Origin of the sequence: Pseudomonas sp. HY7a-MNA-CIBAN-0227, from assembly GCF_040310325.1 — a bacterium.
GTDB lineage: Bacteria > Pseudomonadota > Gammaproteobacteria > Pseudomonadales > Pseudomonadaceae > Aquipseudomonas.
This window is the reverse complement of sequence record NZ_JBEOPT010000003.1, coordinates 389,119-403,907: the sequence shown is the minus strand read 5'-3', so window position 1 is coordinate 403,907 and position 14,789 is coordinate 389,119. Positions and strand designations below refer to the sequence as shown.

The window sequence follows — 14,789 nt, the reverse complement described above, 5'->3', positions numbered from 1 at the left end:
GTCAGGGAATGCTCCTCAGCACTCCACCCAGCTCACGGCCAAGCCGCCCCGTGAAGTTTCTTTGTATTTGTCGTGCATGTCGGCGCCGGTGTCGCGCATGGTGCGGATCACCCGGTCCAGGGAAATGAAGTGTTTGCCGTCGCCGCGCAGGGCCATTTGGGTGGCGTTGATGGCTTTGACGGCAGCGATGGCGTTGCGCTCGATGCATGGCACCTGGACAAGGCCGCCAACCGGGTCGCAGGTCAGGCCGAGGTTGTGTTCCAGGCCGATTTCGGCGGCGTTTTCCAGTTGTTCGGGGGATGCGCCGAGTATGTCTGCCAGGCCGGCGGCGGCCATCGCACAGGCCGAGCCGACTTCGCCCTGGCAGCCGACTTCGGCGCCGGAAATCGAGGCGTTTTTCTTGCAGAGAATGCCGACGGCCGCCGCTGCCAGGAAGAAATTGACCACGTCGTCGTCAGAGGCTTCGGCGTTGAATTTCATGTAGTAATGCAGCACCGCCGGAATGATTCCGGCCGCGCCATTGGTGGGCGCGGTGACCATGCGCCCGCCGGCGGCGTTTTCTTCGTTGACGGCGAGGGCGAACAGGTTGACCCACTCCATCGCCGATAACGTCGAAGTGATGACATTGGGTTTGCCGATTTCCAGCAGGCTGCGGTGCAGTTTCGCCGCGCGCCGTGGCACGTCCAGGCCGCCAGGCAAGATGCCTTCGTGACGCAATCCCTGCTCGACGCACTCGCGCATCACCGACCAGATATGCAATAGGCCGCTGCGAATATCGGCATCACTGCGCCAGGCCCGTTCGTTGGCCATCATCAGTTCGGAAACCCGCAGGCCGTGCTTTTTGCACAAGGCCAGCAGTTCGACGGCGCTGGAGAAATCGTAGGGCAACTCCACCTCGCTGGTGGGCGCAATACCTGATTCAGCTTCCTGCGCTTCGATAATGAAACCGCCGCCTATCGAGTAGTACGTCTGCTCGCTCAACAAGCCGTTTTCCCCATAGGCGTGCAGGGACATGGCGTTGGGGTGGTAGGGCAGGCTTTCATCCAGCAGCAGGAGGTCGTGTTGCCAGTTGAAGGCAATCGACGTTTTGCCGGCGAGCTGCAATTGACCAGACTCGCGCAACTGCCGGATGCGTGGACTAATCGAGGTGGGGTCGATGCTGTCGGGCCATTCGCCCATCAGTCCCATCACGCACGCGCGGTCGGTGGCGTGGCCAATGCCAGTGGCAGAGAGCGAGCCATACAAGCGGATCTCCACCCGTCGGGTTTCATTCAGCAATTGTTGGTCAACCAGAGCCTGGGCGAAGGACGCCGCTGCCCGCATCGGACCGACAGTATGAGAGCTGGACGGGCCGATACCCACCTTGAACAGGTCGAAAACGCTGATAGCCATGCTAAAGCCTTACAATAAATGGAGTAGTAATCGCTGCCATGTTTTGTAGGACGAGCGGAATTGGCGCGATACTGTCCCTCTAGCCCGGCACTGACCAACGACTTATCCTAAGACACCCTTTAGCAGGACTAAACCCTATGAGCCGTCCCCTGCATGCCCAGACTTACGTTTGGCTGCATGTGTTTTCCTGCGCAGCCCGGCATTTGTCGTTCACCCGCTGTGCCGAAGAGCTGCACATCACGCCGGGTGCGGTCAGCCAGCAGATTCGCCAGTTGGAGGAGCGTTTGGGCTTTCGCCTGTTTCATCGACGGGCACGCGGTGTTGAATTAACGACCGAAGGGCGGCGACTGGCGATTACCGTGGGCGAGGCTTACGGCAACATCGATGCCGAACTGCAGCGCCTGGACGCCGGGATGATCAGCGGCACCTTGCGCCTGCGCTCGATTCCGTCGTTTCTTGGCAAGTGGCTGACCCCAAGGCTGCCGCGTTTGCAGCAGCGCTTCCCGGATATTCAACTGCGCATGGTGGCCGAAGACAGCAGCATTGCCCTGCACGAGGGCGACTTCGACCTGGCCATCGATCTCAATGACGGCAGCTATCCCGGTTTGTTATCCACACCCCTGCTGGATGAGCAGATTTTTCCGGTGTGCGCGCCGAGCCTGTTGCGGGGTCGGCCGCCGCTGCACGGCCCGGCAGACCTGGTGCATTTCCCGCTGCTGCACGACATCACTGCCTGGCGTGGGAGTTATGAATATGCGGAGTGGGAGTTTTACCTGAATGCTATTGGCCATGACGCGGCTGATGCCCGGCGCGGGCATACCTTCAACCGCAACCACCTGACCATCGAAGCCGCCATCGCGGGCATGGGCGTGGCAATTGCCCGGCGAACCTTGCTCAATGATGAACTGGAGCGCGGCACCTTGATCGTACCGTTCGGCATCGCCGTGCCTAATCACAAACGTTACATGCTGCTGTATGCGCCGGGCGCGCTGAGCCATCCAGGCGTACGTGAGATGCATGACTGGTTGGTGGAGGAGGCGGGGATTTTTTGTGCATTGAACCCCTTGAGTGAGGGGCAACTGTAAGGAAATGGGAACGTAAGAAGATGTAAGCAACTCCCCACCCTAACAGTGCTTTTGGTTGTTGTCAGACTTAATTTGTAATGTGGAATTTATCTTTGCCAAGGGCTTGAATTGTTCCTCGGTCTGCTCAATTGTGTAATCAAGAGGTCATGGTTTCACCGCCCCGGTGTTGCAATTTGTGATCTCTCGCGAGCTAGCTGAAATAAGGGAAAAACTATGCAAATCCTAGTCAATAGCGATAACCATATTGAAAGCAGCATCCGACTGGAGGAGTGGGTACGTACTACCATTGAGAGCACGCTCGAACGTTATGAAGAGGACCTGACCCGCGTCGAGGTTTACCTGCGCGATGAGAACGGCGACAAGCCCGGTCCACACGATTTGAGTTGCCAACTGGAAGCACGACCAAAGGGCCATCAACCGCTTTCGGTCTCCCATAAAGCCGATACGCTGGAACAGGCGATCGATGGGGCAGCCGTCAAGCTGGAACGTGCGCTGGACCATCTGTTCGGCAAGCTGCAGGGTAAACCGCGTGCCAAGAGCGCGCCGGATAAAGCGGTCAATGAGACCGCGCTTGAAGAGGAATTCCTGGAAAACGAACAAGCTACGCTTAACAGCTGATAGCTGACACTTTTTTCAACCCCAATGAAAACGGGCCTGCCAATGCAGGCCCGTTTTCGTTCTGGCGTTTTAAAACGCCACCGACGTCTGCACGTATACCGTCGCTTCATCCGTTCTCTTTTGCTTATGAGAATATTTATCATTAAACTCGCGCCCTGACGAATCAGGCGCTCCAGGCATGAAAAGCAAAGCATCACTCCCTCTTTCTTACCGTCTCGGCGTGACGTCGCGGTTGCTGGCGGCTGTCGTGGGTGGTTACCTGCTGGCATCCCTGGCCAGCGTCTGCATGACCTTGTGGCTGCCACTGTCCCGGGCCGATGCGGTGGTCAGCGGGATGCTGAGTTCGTTCGTGTTCTACCTGCTGGTGGTGATCTGGTGTTTTGCCTGCCGCAGAGTCGCCCACGCCTGGTTTGGTGTGTTGGTGCCCAGTGCGGTGTTGGCTACCCTGGCGGGCCTGGCGTACTGGATGGCCCGACCATGAAAGAGGGATTTCGTCAGGCCATGGCCTGGTTGCACACCTGGAGCGGGTTGATTTTCGGCTGGCTGCTGTTCGCGATTTTCCTGACCGGCACCCTGGCCTATTTCAAGGATGAAATTACCCACTGGATGCAACCGGAAGTGCAGGCGCACGCCATTGATGACGCCCGCAGCCTGGCCTTGGCGCAAAACTACCTGCAACAACAGGCGCCCACCGCCGCCCGTTGGTTTATCAACTTGCCCACTAGTCGCGAGCCAGGCCTGTCGGTGAGGTGGCAAGACAAGGTCGACCCCAGCAGGCGCGGCAACTTCATCGAAAAACTCCTCGATCCGGTTACAGGCAATCAAATCCAGGCACGGGAAAGCATGGGCGGCGAGTTCTTCTACCGCTTCCACTTCCAGTTGCAGATGCCACATCCCTGGGGCCGCTGGCTGTCGACGATTGCCGCGATGGTGATGTTTGTCGCGCTGATCAGCGGGATCATCACCCACAAGAAAATCTTCAAGGACTTCTTCACCTTCCGCCCGCGCAAGGGCCAGCGTTCCTGGCTCGACGGGCATAACGCGGTGGGCGTGTTGGTGCTGCCGTTCCACCTGATGATCACCTACAGCAGCCTGGTGATTTTCATGAGCATGGTCATGCCGGCGAGCATCGTCGCCTCCTACGGCAATGACACCCGGGCATTTTTCAATGATGTATTCCCGGCCATCAACAACGCCCCGGCCCTCGGCCAACCGGCTCAATTGCTGCCCTTGGGGCCGATGGTGGAGCAGGCGCGGGCGCAGTGGGCGGGTGGACATGTTGGGCGGCTGGGGGTGAACAATCCGAGTGATGTGAATGCTTCGGTCAATGTATTTCGTGCCGGTTCCGACCGGGTGGTGCATGACTTCGGCAGCACTGTGTCCTTCAATGGCGTGACTGGCGAGATGCTCAAGGTCAGCGCAGAACAATCCCTGCCCATGGCCATTGGCGGCAGTTTCTATGGCCTGCACATGGGCCATTTCGCCGGCCCGGTGTTGCGCTGGTTGTACTTTGTTTTTGGCCTGGCGGGCACGGCGATGATCGGCACCGGGCTGGTACTATGGCTGGGCAAGCGCCAGCTCAAGCACGCCAATACCGGTGTGATGCCGTTTGAATTGCGCCTGGTTGAAGTGCTGAACATTGCCAGCATGTCTGGGCTGATGATCGCCATCGCCGCCTTTTTCTGGGCCAACCGCTTGCTGCCGGTAAGCTTCGCCGAGCGTTCGGACTGGGAAGTGCAGAGTTTCTTTATCGCCTGGGGCCTGACGCTGTTGCACGCAATCGTGCGTCGCGGTCGCCGGGCCTGGGTCGAGCAATTGGGCTTGGCCGCCTTGCTGTTTATCGCCGTGCCGTTGCTCAACGCGCTGACTACCACCGAGCACTTGGGCGTGTCCCTGGTCAAGGGCGATTGGGCCATGGCCGGTTTTGACTTGACGTGCCTGGGCAGTGGCGTGTTCCTCGCCTGGGCCGCCTGGAAAATGCAGCGGCGCACGGTCGCCCAGCCCAAAGCCCAGCGCGCCCGCCCGTTGACCCTCAAGGGCGAGGTGAACTGATGCTGCTGGCACTGTTGCTGTGTTACGCCGGTTTTACCGTGTTGTGCTTGTCCACGGATCGTCACCACGGCGAGTTGCTGCACAGTAAACCCTCGCCCCGTCGGCGCTTGTGTCTACGAGTCGGCGGCTGGTTGCTATTGATCGTGTCAATCTGGCCAGCGGTGCAGGTGGCTGGTTGGGGCCAGGGCTTGGTGGAGTGGTGCGCAGTGCTGATGCTCAGTGCATTGCTGCTGGTGTTGCTGTTGCCGTATCGGCCAAGGCTGGCCTTGACCCTCGCGGGTGTTGGTCTGCTGGCCAGTCCCGTCGCAGCCTTCGCGGCGCTCTGAGCAACTTATGATGATCACCACGCCGCCCGAAGCCCAGGATCGTCAGCACGCTGAGTCGACCGGCGGGCGCGCACATTTTCTGCAGGTATTCCTGTCCCAGCGCTCGCAGATGGAAGCGTTGGTCAGCCGTCGCGTCGGATGCCGGGCGACGGCAGCGGACCTGGTGCAGGATTTGTTCCTGCGCTTCTGGCGCCGGCCGCTGGTGCAGGTCGAAGAACTCAGCACCTACCTGCTGCGCTGCGCCGGCAACATCGCCATCGACCATTTACGCAGCGAAGGCGCGCGGGTGCGCGGCAATGAAGGCTGGTTGCCGGAGCAACCAGACCATCACGGTAGCGAGCCCCAGGCTGCCCTGGAAGCTGGCAACGACCTGCGTCAGGTCGAAGCCGCCTTGCGCAGTTTGCCTGCGCGCACGCGACAGATCTTTTTGCTTAACCGCATCCACGGTCGCAAGTACGCCGAAATTGCCAAGGCTATGGGCCTGTCCCAAAGTGCAGTGGAAAAACATATGATGCGTGCCCTCGACGCCTGCAAAGCCAGCCTGCGCGAATCGTCGCCTGCGCGCTTGCCAGGGAAAGCACCGTGATCAGCACTGCCCGCGTCACCCCGACACCCGACCAGGAACAGGCCGCACTCGCTTGGCTGAGCCTGCTGCATGATCAGCCCAGCAGTGGCGACCAAGCTACGTTTAGCCGCTGGCTGCGTGCCGATTCGGCCCACGTCGAGGCCTACTCCCAGGCCCAGGTGCTGTGGGAATTGAGTGAAGTGCCGGCCAGCAAACTGGCGGATGAAGAGGCCCTGGCGTTGCAGGGTTATCTGAATGCGATGAACCGTGCGAAGCGCTCAAGCGGGCGCCGCTGGTCTGGGGCGTTGGCCATGGCCGCGTGCCTGTTGTTGATGGTCTCCATTGGCGCCGGTTGGCAGCCTGGGCGCTGGGTCGACGACTTTGGCGCCGATTACGTCACGGCTCCCGGCGAAGTCAAAACCGTCACCCTGGCGGATCAAACCCAAGTCACCCTCGATGCCGACAGCGCCATTGCCGTGGATTTCAGTCACGGAGAGCGTCATATTCAGCTGCGCCGTGGCGCCGGTTTTTTCAACGTGACCCACACCGGGAAATCCTTCGTGGTCGAAGCGGGTAGCGGCGAAGCGCGGGTCTTGGGCACGCAATTTGAAGTACGCTTGCAACCGGCGGGCGCCGAGGTGACGGTGTTGTCCGGTCGCGTTGGTGTTGCGCCATCCAAGACAGGCACCCAACAAATGCTCACCGCAGGCCAGCAAGTGGCCTACGCCGATGGTATCGCCGATGAGCTGCATGCCGTTGACAGCGAGTCGCGCCTGGCCTGGCGCGACGGCTGGCTCAACTATTACAAGACGCCCATGGCCGATGTGGTGAAGGATCTGGCGCGCTATTACCCAGGCCGAATCCTGTTGCTCAACGACGAGCTCGGCGCCCGACGGGTCAGCGGCAGCTTCCCGAGCAAAGACCCCCAGGCGGTGCTCAATGCGTTGCAAGCGGTGCTTGGGTTTGAGCAGCACAATGTGTTGGGGCGGGTGGTTGTGCTGCGCTGAGGGTTTTGAAATTATTTTCAGATTCCCGTGAGGTAAACCCACCGCCCATTCGTGTAGTGCTTGAAACTGCGATTAATTCGCATTAACAGCGTTTTTACACACGGGTTCTCACCATGAAGTCCAGGGCAAAGTCGACGACACGCGGTTCGGTTAAACAATGGCTGGGAGCCTCGATATTGGCGGTTTCGGGGTTGGCGTTGTTGCCCTTGAGCGTGGCGCAGGCGGCGGACGCTGAGCAGCAGAGCGCGCTGTTCAGCTTTGCTTTGGCGGCCAAGCCTTTGCCCCAGGCCTTGAGCGATTTCAGTCGCATCACCGGCATCAGCGTGGTCTATACCGACGAAGCACCCTACGGCCTCAAAGCCCCGGCAGTCAGTGGCCGGATGAGCGCAATCCAGGCCATGCAGCGTTTGCTGGGCAACTCGGGGTTTACCTTCCGACAGATCGACGCCCGCACCCTGGCCCTCGAACCGCTGCCCACCGAAGGTGCAGTGAACCTGGGTGCCACCACCATCAGCGGTGCCAGCCAGCAGCAAGCCACTACCAGTTATCAGCCGCCGCCCACCAGTTCGGTGATGCGCTCCCGCGGGCTGTTGCTGGAAACCCCGCAAACCGTCAACGTGGTACCGGCCCAGGTGATGCGCGACCAGCTGCCGCGCAACCTCGACGATGCCTTGACCAACATCAGCGGCATCACCCAATCCAACACCTTGGGCAGTACCCAGGACTCGGTGATGTTGCGCGGCTTTGGCGACAACCGTAACGGCTCGATCATGCGCGACGGCATGCCCGTGGTGCAGGGGCGTGCCCTGAATGAAACCGCCGAACGCGTGGAAGTGCTCAAGGGGCCGGCCTCGTTGTTGTACGGCATCCAAGACCCCGGCGGCGTGGTCAATATTGTCAGCAAGAAGCCTGAACTCACTCAATCCACGGCCCTGACCGTGCGCGGCTCGACCTTCGGCGACGGCAAGAATGGCAGCGGTGGCAACCTCGATACCACCGGCCCTATCGGCGACACTGGCCTGGCCTACCGTTTGATCGTCGACCATGAAGACGAAGACTACTGGCGCAACTACGGCACCCACCGCGAAAGCCTGGTCGCGCCGTCCCTGGCCTGGTACGGCGACAGCACCAAGCTGCTGCTGGCCTACGAGCACCGCGAATTTCTCTCGCCGTTCGACCGTGGCACTGCCATTGACCCCAACACCAACCATCCGTTGGACATCCCGGCGACTCGCCGCCTGGATGAGCCGTTCAACAACATGGAAGGCCGCTCCGACCTGTACCGCTTCGAAGCTGATCACGATTTGAACGACGACTGGAAAGCCCACTTCGGCTACAGCTGGAACCGCGAAACTTACGACGCCAGCCAGGTGCGCGTGAGCAAGGTCAACGCCAACGGCACCCTGACCCGCAGCATGGACGGCACCCAGGGCGCGCTGACCACTGACCGCTTCACCACCGCCAGCCTCGAAGGCAAGGTCGACGTGTTGGGCATGCGCCATGACTTGGTATTCGGGCTGGACGACGAGTACCGCAAGATCTACCGCGCCGACCTAATTCGCCAGGCCAGCCGCAGCACCTTCAGCTACACCGACCCGGTCTATGGTCGTGAAGTCGCCGGCAGCACCGTCAGTGCGCCGGACAGCAACCAGACCGATCTGTTGCGCAGTGACTCGGTATTCTTCCAGGACGCCATCCACCTCACCGAGCAGTGGATTCTGGTGGGCGGGGTGCGCTTCCAGGAGTACGACCAATACGCTGGCAAAGGTCGCCCATTCACCGCCAACACCGACAGCAACGGCCAGAAATGGGTGCCTCGCGCCGGGCTGGTGTATCGCTACACCGACCAATTGTCGTTCTACGGCAGCTACACCGAGTCGTTCAAACCCAACTCGACCATCGCCCCGCTGGGCAACAAGACCGTGATCGACGGCAGCATCGCCCCGGAAGAGTCCAAGTCCTGGGAGCTGGGCGCCAAGCTCGATATGCCGGGTCGCATCACCGCCAGCGCGGCATTGTTTGATATCGACAAGCGCAACGTGCTGGTGTCCATCGGCGAAGGCGCGACCTCAATCTACAGCGTCGCCGGCAAGGTGCGCTCCCGTGGCCTGGAAATGGACCTGAGCGGCCAGTTGACCGACCAGTGGAGCCTGATCGGCAGCTACGCCTACACGGATGCCGAGGTGACCGAAGACCCGACCTACCAAGGCAAACGCCTGCAGAACGTGGCGAAAAATACCGGCTCTGTATCCGCGGTGTATGACTTCGGCACCCTCTTCGGCGGCGACCAACTGCGGGTCGGCGCCGGTGCCCGCTATGTCGGCGAGCGAGCCGGCGATGCCCTCAACAGCTTCGACCTGCCGGGCTACACCGTGGCCGATGCCTTCGCCACCTACGACACCAAGGTCGAAGGGCAGAAGGTCAAGTTCCAGCTCAACGTGAAGAACATCTTCGACCGCACTTACTACACCTCGGCGGTCAGCCGCTTGTTCGTGTCCATGGGCGATGCGCGGCAGGTATCGGTGTCCAGCACCCTAGAGTTCTAAGACCAGTGCAAGCCTGTGGCGAGCGGGCTTGCCCGCGTTGGGCTGCGCAGCAGCCCCAATAAGGTCACTGCGATCTATCAGAAAGACCGCAGTTGTTTGTTTTAGGGCCGCTTCGCGCCCCAACGCGGGCAAGCCCGCTCGCCACAAGGTTGTTGAGCTGCTAGCGTGGCCGTTTTTGATGATTGTCGGGAAACACTAATGCAGTTGGGACGATGGATGCACGCCAGCGGCATGCTGGTTGGATTGAGCTTGCTGCTGGGCGGTTGCGCCACGGTGTCGAAACTTTCCACTGAAGAGACGCTTGAGCAGCTGTTGGCCGATCCAGCGCTCAACGGTGCCACTGTCTCGCTGATGGTGCGCGATGCCCGCAGCGGCAGCACGCTGTATCAGCACAACCCTCGCAGCCGGCTGACCCCGGCCTCCAGCCTCAAACTGCTGACTACGGCTGCGGCGATGGATGTTCTCGGCCCGCAGTATCGGTTTTCCACACAGCTGCTGAGCGATGGTAACCAACAGGGCCAGCGCTTGATCGGCAATCTCTACCTGCGCGGCCTCGGCGACCCAACCATTCAGTGGGCTGATTACCAGGCCTTGGCCGCCAGCCTGGCCGGGCAGGGCATCAAGCAGATCCAAGGTGATCTGGTGTTCGATGACACCTGGTTCGACGCCGAGCGCCTGGGCACCGATTGGGCCAATGACGATGAAGGCAAGTACTACGGCGCGCAGATTTCGGCGCTGACAGTGTCGCCCAATGCTGATTTTGATGCGGGTACCTTGATCGTCACAGCCAAGGCGCCGATAGCGCTCGGCCAACCAGTGACCGTCGCTATCAGCCCGTCTACCGATTACGTGCAGATCAACAACCTTGCGGTCAGCGGATCGGGTAACAGCTATGGCCTCAATCGCCAGCACGGCACCAACCTGCTACGTCTTGGTGGCGCACTGGCGCCAGGTAAACAAAGTCGGCAATGGGTCAGCGTCTGGGAGCCGACGCAGTTGGTGGCCAATCTGTTTGAACGGGCGTTGGCGGAGCAGGGGATCACGGTCCAGGGCAAGCGCGTGATAGGCGCTGGCAGCCCGACGACGGCTACCGTTTTGGCGGTGCATGACTCGGCGCCGTTGCAGGAACTGATCAGGCCATTGCTCAAGCTTTCCAACAACAGCATGTCCGAAGCACTGCTTAAGGCCATGGGCCGCAAGACTGCCAATGTTGGCTCGGCGGCTGCGGGTGTGGCGGCGGTGGCGGGCTTCCTGAAACGTCAGGGGCTGGACCCGACGACGTTGAATCAGGTCGACGGTTCGGGCCTGTCCCGGCGCAATCTGGTGTCGTCGCAGAACCTTACCGACCTGTTGCTGGCCATGGGCAAACAGCCGTGGTTCGACGCCTGGTACAACGCGCTGCCCATCGCCGGCAGCCAGGATCGTATGACCGGCGGCAGCCTGCGTTATCGCTTGCGGGGCACTGCGGCGCACAACAACCTGCACGCCAAGACCGGCTCGATGGGCGCAGTGTCGTCGTTGACCGGCTACATCACTGATGTAGAAGGGCGGCGGTTGGTGTTTTCAATGGTGACCAACAATTATGTGGTCGATGGCGCGCGCATCAAGGCGTTGGAAGATCGACTGGCCGTCGCGCTGGCGCAGTGGTCGGATTGAACGCCTGGCGATATTCCCCCGGCGTAGCCGCCATTGCCTGGCGAAACCGATTGGTAAAGTGACTGGCACTGGAGAACCCGCAGGCCAGGGCAATTTCACCCAACGCCAGTGAACTGCTGCGCAGTAGCTCGCGGGCACGGCTCACGCGGCGGGCCAGCAGGTACTGATGGGGCGGTAAGCCAAAGCTTGCGCGAAACATCCGTGCAAAGTGGTATTCCGACAGCGCGCATAACCCCGCCAATTGCCCCAGGCTGATGGGCTCTGCCAGTTGGTGCTCGATGTACTCGACCAACTGTCGACGCTGATGGGCGGCCAGCCCACCTTTTAAACGCAACCCATCCCGCAGGCCTACCTGGCTGAGCAAGGTGTGGCTGAGCATTTCATGGGCCAGGCTGCTGGTCAGCAGGCGTTCGGCGGGTTCCTGCCAGTTCAGGTTGATCAACTGGTGAAAGCGCTGAGCCTGGCGGGCATCTTCAAGAAAGGTGCTTTCGCGCAGTTGCAGTTCGCGGGGGTCGCGGTCCAGCAGGGTGACGCAGCCCAAGGCAAATTGCTCGGTGCTGAAATACACATGGGCCAGGCGAATCTCGCCATTGATCACCCAGGCCGACTGGTGTTCGGCGGGCAGAATGCACAGCTTGTCGGGGCCGCCCTTGGTGCCGGGCTGGTCGCGGCGAAAGGTCCCGGTGCCACCACCCACATAGCAGGACAAGGTGTGATGGCTGGGGGCTTCATAGTTCTGGGAGTCGTGGTGGTTGCTCCACAAAGCCGCAGACAAGCCGTCACCGAGCTCGGCGCTCAGCTCAAGGCGAGCATTGGGCGAGCGGTTCAGGGCTTGAAAGACTTGCAGGGTTTCCAGTGGTGGCATATTCGTACTCTCTGACGACTCGCATCCTACTCCCGGCAGCTGGCGCTGTGATCCCGTCAGCCGACAAAAGCGCAAGAATGTGCAAGAGCCGCAGGTACGCGCAGGGCGACACTGTGGCTCAACCACCGGAGCCCGTCATGAACCTTTCCCTGTATTTACTCACCGTGCTGATCTGGGGTACGACCTGGATCGCCCTCAAGCTGCAACTGGGCGTGGTGGCCATTCCCGTGTCCATCGTCTATCGCTTCGGCCTGGCGGCGCTGGTGTTGTTTGTGATGTTGCTGCTCAGTCGCAAGCTGCAGGTCATGAACCGGCGCGGGCACTTGATTTGCCTGGCCCAGGGGTTGTGCCTGTTTTGCGTCAACTTCATGTGCTTCCTGACAGCCAGCCAATGGATTCCCAGCGGTCTGGTAGCGGTGGTGTTCTCCACGGCGACCCTGTGGAACGCGCTGAATTCCCGGGTGTTTTTCGGCCAGAAAGTCGCCCGCAATGTGTTGATGGGGGGTGGTCTTGGTTTGCTGGGGCTGGGGCTGCTGTTCTGGCCGGAACTGGTGGAGCACACCGCCAGCCCGCAAACCTTGCTTGGCTTGGGGTTGGCGTTGTTGGGGACGATGTGTTTCTCGGCGGGCAACATGTTGTCGAGCCTGCAACAGAAGGCCGGGCTCAAGCCGCTGACCACCAACGCCTGGGGCATGGCTTATGGCGCTTCAATGCTGGCGATGTATTGCGTGGTCCAGGGCATTCCCTTTGATATGGAATGGAACGCCCGTTATGTCGGTTCGCTGCTGTATCTGGTGATTCCGGGCTCGGTGATCGGCTTCACCGCCTACCTGACCCTGGTCGGCCGCATGGGGCCGGAGCGCGCGGCCTATTGCACGGTGCTGTTCCCGGTGGTGGCGCTGAATGTCTCGGCCTTTGTTGAAGGCTACCAGTGGACGGCCCCGGCGCTGGCCGGGTTGGTGCTGGTGATGTTGGGCAATGTATTGGTGTTTCGTAAGCCAAAGCCGGCGGTGATTGTAACCAGGGCGGCAGCATAGACCGGACTTGTTGTGGCGATCCGACCAGCGCCCTCGCCACAAAGGTAGCATCGGCAATACGCGTTTTATTTCATCCCCAACCGCTTGGCCATCCGTCCCAGGTTCGCCCGGTCCAGCCCCAGTTCACGGGCGGTGCTGGCCCAGTTGTGCTGGTGGCGTTCCAGGCAGGCGCTGATGACCTGGCGTTGGTAGTTTTCGGTGGCCAGGCGCAGGTCACCGGTGACGTGCGGCACCTCTGGTTGTTCTTCGATCAGCGGTGCAGACACGTTCGGCAAGTCCAGGTCCGCCGCGCTCAGGCTGAGAATTTTCGGCCGTTCCCGGCAATTGCCCAAGGCCTTCAAGGCGCTGCGGCCGATCAGGTGTTCCAGCTCGCGCACATTGCCCGGCCAGGCATAGGCGACCAGCGCCGCCTGGGCATCGCTGGTCAGGCGCAGGCTGCCCAGGCCCATGCGTGAGCGGTTCTGCTCAAGGAAAAAACCGGCCAGCAGCAGCACATCACGACCACGCTCGCGCAGGGCGGGGACTTGCAGCGGGTACACGCTCAAACGGTGGTAGAAATCGGCACGGTAACGACCGTTGCGCACCTCTTCGGCAAGGTCGCGGTTGGTGGCGGCGATCAGGCGCACATCCACCTGATGCTCCTTGTCCGAGCCCAGGCGTTGCAACTGGCCGCTTTGCAGCACCCGCAGCAGCTTGGCCTGAACCGCCAGCGATAATTCGCCCACTTCATCGAGAAACAGCGTGCCGCCATTGGCCAGTTCGAACTTGCCCCGTCGTTCGTTCAGCGCGCCGGTAAAGGCGCCGCGTACGTGGCCAAACAGCTCGCTTTCCACCAGTGTCTCCGGCAATGCCGCGCAGTTGAGGCTGATCAGTGGCTTCTCTGATCGCGAGGACGCAGCGTGGATGGCCTGGGCCACCAGCTCCTTGCCGACGCCGGTTTCACCGGTGATCAGCACCGTCAGGTCACTTCCACCCACCAGTTTGATTTCCTCTACCAGGCGCTTGTGGGTCTTGCTCTGGCCGATCATTTCCTTGTGCTGCTGGCCGCTGGCCTGGCGGTAGATCTCGGCGCGCTGGTGCTCGTCTTCGGCGCGCAAGGCCAGGCGTTCGATGCGTTCGGCGGCGCTGACCGTAGCAGCGGCGAGGCTGGCGAAGGCTTGCAGGGCGTCGAGGTCGACCCGCTCGAAACGCGACATGTCCAAGGCGTCGAGGGTCAATAGGCCCCAGGGCTGGTCATCGATAAACAGCGGACAGCCCATGCAATCGTGGACTTCCAAGTGCCCGTGCAGGCCATCCACCAGACCGTCGTAGGGGTCGGGCAGCTCGCTGTCGCTGTCGAAGCGGGTCGGGCCTGGGCTGCTCAACAGCACTTCAAAGCGCGGGTGTTCACTGACCTTGAATCGTCGCCCCAAGGTGTCGGCGCTCAAGCCGTCCACCGCCAGCGGCACCAGCGATTCACCGTCCAGGCGCAGCAGGGCGGCGGCGTCGCACGGCAGCAGGGCGCGCATGGCTTGCAGCAGGCGGCGATAGCGTTCACCTTCGGGCAGTTCGCGGGACAGATCGGCGACCAGGGGCAGCAGAGTGGTGAGCAGAGATTTCGCAGTCATAATGACTCCTTGTAGTCCTAATGACTATAGAGT

13 protein-coding genes are annotated in these 14,789 nt (G+C 61.2%); 10 read left to right on the top strand and 3 right to left on the bottom strand.

Annotation, left to right across the window (positions count from 1 at the left end):
• Nucleotides 1–15: 15 nt before the first annotated feature.
• Entirely contained in the window at nucleotides 16–1,392 is a 1,377-nt protein-coding gene (locus AAEZ06_RS07970; RefSeq protein WP_149411695.1) for an L-serine ammonia-lyase, read from the bottom strand.
• Between the two features lie 137 nt (nucleotides 1,393–1,529).
• Here AAEZ06_RS07970 and AAEZ06_RS07965 point away from each other — a divergent pair, with 137 nt between their 5' ends.
• The 9 genes from AAEZ06_RS07965 (at nucleotide 1,530) to dacB (ending at nucleotide 11,247) form a co-directional block, all read left to right on the top strand.
• Nucleotides 1,530–2,477 carry a LysR substrate-binding domain-containing protein gene (locus AAEZ06_RS07965; RefSeq protein ID WP_149411694.1) on the top strand — a complete coding sequence of 316 codons (948 nt, stop codon included), beginning with the start codon at nucleotides 1,530–1,532 and terminating at the stop codon, nucleotides 2,475–2,477.
• A 213-nt stretch (nucleotides 2,478–2,690) separates the two neighbouring features.
• Entirely contained in the window at nucleotides 2,691–3,095 is a 405-nt protein-coding gene (locus tag AAEZ06_RS07960) for an HPF/RaiA family ribosome-associated protein (protein WP_133102016.1), read from the top strand.
• A 178-nt stretch (nucleotides 3,096–3,273) separates the two neighbouring features.
• On the top strand, nucleotides 3,274–3,576 hold the full coding sequence (locus AAEZ06_RS07955; RefSeq protein ID WP_149411693.1) for a DUF3649 domain-containing protein: 303 nt from the start codon (nucleotides 3,274–3,276) through the stop codon (nucleotides 3,574–3,576).
• Nucleotides 3,573–5,147, top strand: coding sequence for a PepSY-associated TM helix domain-containing protein (locus AAEZ06_RS07950; RefSeq protein ID WP_350613757.1), 1,575 nt, complete (start codon nucleotides 3,573–3,575; stop codon nucleotides 5,145–5,147). The genes AAEZ06_RS07955 and AAEZ06_RS07950 overlap by 4 nt, the downstream gene beginning before the upstream one ends.
• On the top strand, nucleotides 5,147–5,473 hold the full coding sequence (locus AAEZ06_RS07945; protein WP_350613755.1) for a DUF3325 domain-containing protein: 327 nt from the start codon (nucleotides 5,147–5,149) through the stop codon (nucleotides 5,471–5,473). The genes AAEZ06_RS07950 and AAEZ06_RS07945 overlap by 1 nt, the downstream gene beginning before the upstream one ends.
• A gap of 7 nt (nucleotides 5,474–5,480) precedes the next feature.
• Nucleotides 5,481–6,059 carry an RNA polymerase sigma factor gene (locus tag AAEZ06_RS07940; RefSeq protein ID WP_371923873.1) on the top strand — a complete coding sequence of 193 codons (579 nt, stop codon included), beginning with the start codon at nucleotides 5,481–5,483 and terminating at the stop codon, nucleotides 6,057–6,059.
• Nucleotides 6,056–7,045 carry a FecR family protein gene (locus AAEZ06_RS07935; RefSeq protein WP_149411690.1) on the top strand — a complete coding sequence of 330 codons (990 nt, stop codon included), beginning with the start codon at nucleotides 6,056–6,058 and terminating at the stop codon, nucleotides 7,043–7,045. Before AAEZ06_RS07940 ends, AAEZ06_RS07935 begins: the two co-directional genes overlap by 4 nt.
• Nucleotides 7,046–7,158: 113 nt before the next feature.
• Nucleotides 7,159–9,591, top strand: coding sequence for a TonB-dependent siderophore receptor (locus tag AAEZ06_RS07930; RefSeq protein WP_350613752.1), 2,433 nt, complete (start codon nucleotides 7,159–7,161; stop codon nucleotides 9,589–9,591).
• Nucleotides 9,592–9,789: 198 nt separating this feature from the next.
• On the top strand, nucleotides 9,790–11,247 hold the full coding sequence (gene dacB / locus AAEZ06_RS07925) for a D-alanyl-D-alanine carboxypeptidase/D-alanyl-D-alanine endopeptidase (protein ID WP_350613750.1): 1,458 nt from the start codon (nucleotides 9,790–9,792) through the stop codon (nucleotides 11,245–11,247).
• On the opposite strand, the gene AAEZ06_RS07920 is transcribed toward dacB, so the two are convergent.
• A complete protein-coding gene (locus tag AAEZ06_RS07920) occupies nucleotides 11,195–12,112 on the bottom strand; it encodes a helix-turn-helix domain-containing protein (RefSeq protein WP_149411687.1) in 918 nt (305 codons plus the stop codon). The genes dacB and AAEZ06_RS07920 overlap by 53 nt on opposite strands.
• Nucleotides 12,113–12,249: 137 nt before the next feature.
• Between AAEZ06_RS07920 and AAEZ06_RS07915 the strand changes: the two genes are divergently transcribed.
• Nucleotides 12,250–13,149 carry a DMT family transporter gene (locus AAEZ06_RS07915; protein ID WP_149411686.1) on the top strand — a complete coding sequence of 300 codons (900 nt, stop codon included), beginning with the start codon at nucleotides 12,250–12,252 and terminating at the stop codon, nucleotides 13,147–13,149.
• Between the two features lie 65 nt (nucleotides 13,150–13,214).
• Here AAEZ06_RS07915 and norR read toward each other — a convergent pair whose 3' ends face one another.
• A complete protein-coding gene (gene norR, locus AAEZ06_RS07910; protein ID WP_149411685.1) occupies nucleotides 13,215–14,756 on the bottom strand; it encodes a nitric oxide reductase transcriptional regulator NorR in 1,542 nt (513 codons plus the stop codon).
• Nucleotides 14,757–14,789: the final 33 nt, after the last annotated feature.

Bases quoted from the DNA above. Each gene is read 5' to 3' on its own strand.
- AAEZ06_RS07970 (WP_149411695.1), bottom strand. From the start codon at position 1,392: ATGGCTATCAGCGTTTTCGACCTGTTCAAGGTGGGTATCGGCCCGTCC.
- AAEZ06_RS07960 (WP_133102016.1), top strand. From the start codon at position 2,691: ATGCAAATCCTAGTCAATAGCGATAACCATATTGAAAGCAGCATCCGA.
- AAEZ06_RS07940 (WP_371923873.1), top strand. From the start codon at position 5,481: ATGATGATCACCACGCCGCCCGAAGCCCAGGATCGTCAGCACGCTGAG.
- AAEZ06_RS07955 (WP_149411693.1), top strand. From the start codon at position 3,274: ATGAAAAGCAAAGCATCACTCCCTCTTTCTTACCGTCTCGGCGTGACG.
- AAEZ06_RS07950 (WP_350613757.1), top strand. From the start codon at position 3,573: ATGAAAGAGGGATTTCGTCAGGCCATGGCCTGGTTGCACACCTGGAGC.
- AAEZ06_RS07915 (WP_149411686.1), top strand. From the start codon at position 12,250: ATGAACCTTTCCCTGTATTTACTCACCGTGCTGATCTGGGGTACGACC.
- norR (WP_149411685.1), bottom strand. From the start codon at position 14,756: ATGACTGCGAAATCTCTGCTCACCACTCTGCTGCCCCTGGTCGCCGAT.
- AAEZ06_RS07945 (WP_350613755.1), top strand. From the start codon at position 5,147: ATGCTGCTGGCACTGTTGCTGTGTTACGCCGGTTTTACCGTGTTGTGC.
- AAEZ06_RS07920 (WP_149411687.1), bottom strand. From the start codon at position 12,112: ATGCCACCACTGGAAACCCTGCAAGTCTTTCAAGCCCTGAACCGCTCG.
- AAEZ06_RS07965 (WP_149411694.1), top strand. From the start codon at position 1,530: ATGAGCCGTCCCCTGCATGCCCAGACTTACGTTTGGCTGCATGTGTTT.
- dacB (WP_350613750.1), top strand. From the start codon at position 9,790: ATGCAGTTGGGACGATGGATGCACGCCAGCGGCATGCTGGTTGGATTG.
- AAEZ06_RS07930 (WP_350613752.1), top strand. From the start codon at position 7,159: ATGAAGTCCAGGGCAAAGTCGACGACACGCGGTTCGGTTAAACAATGG.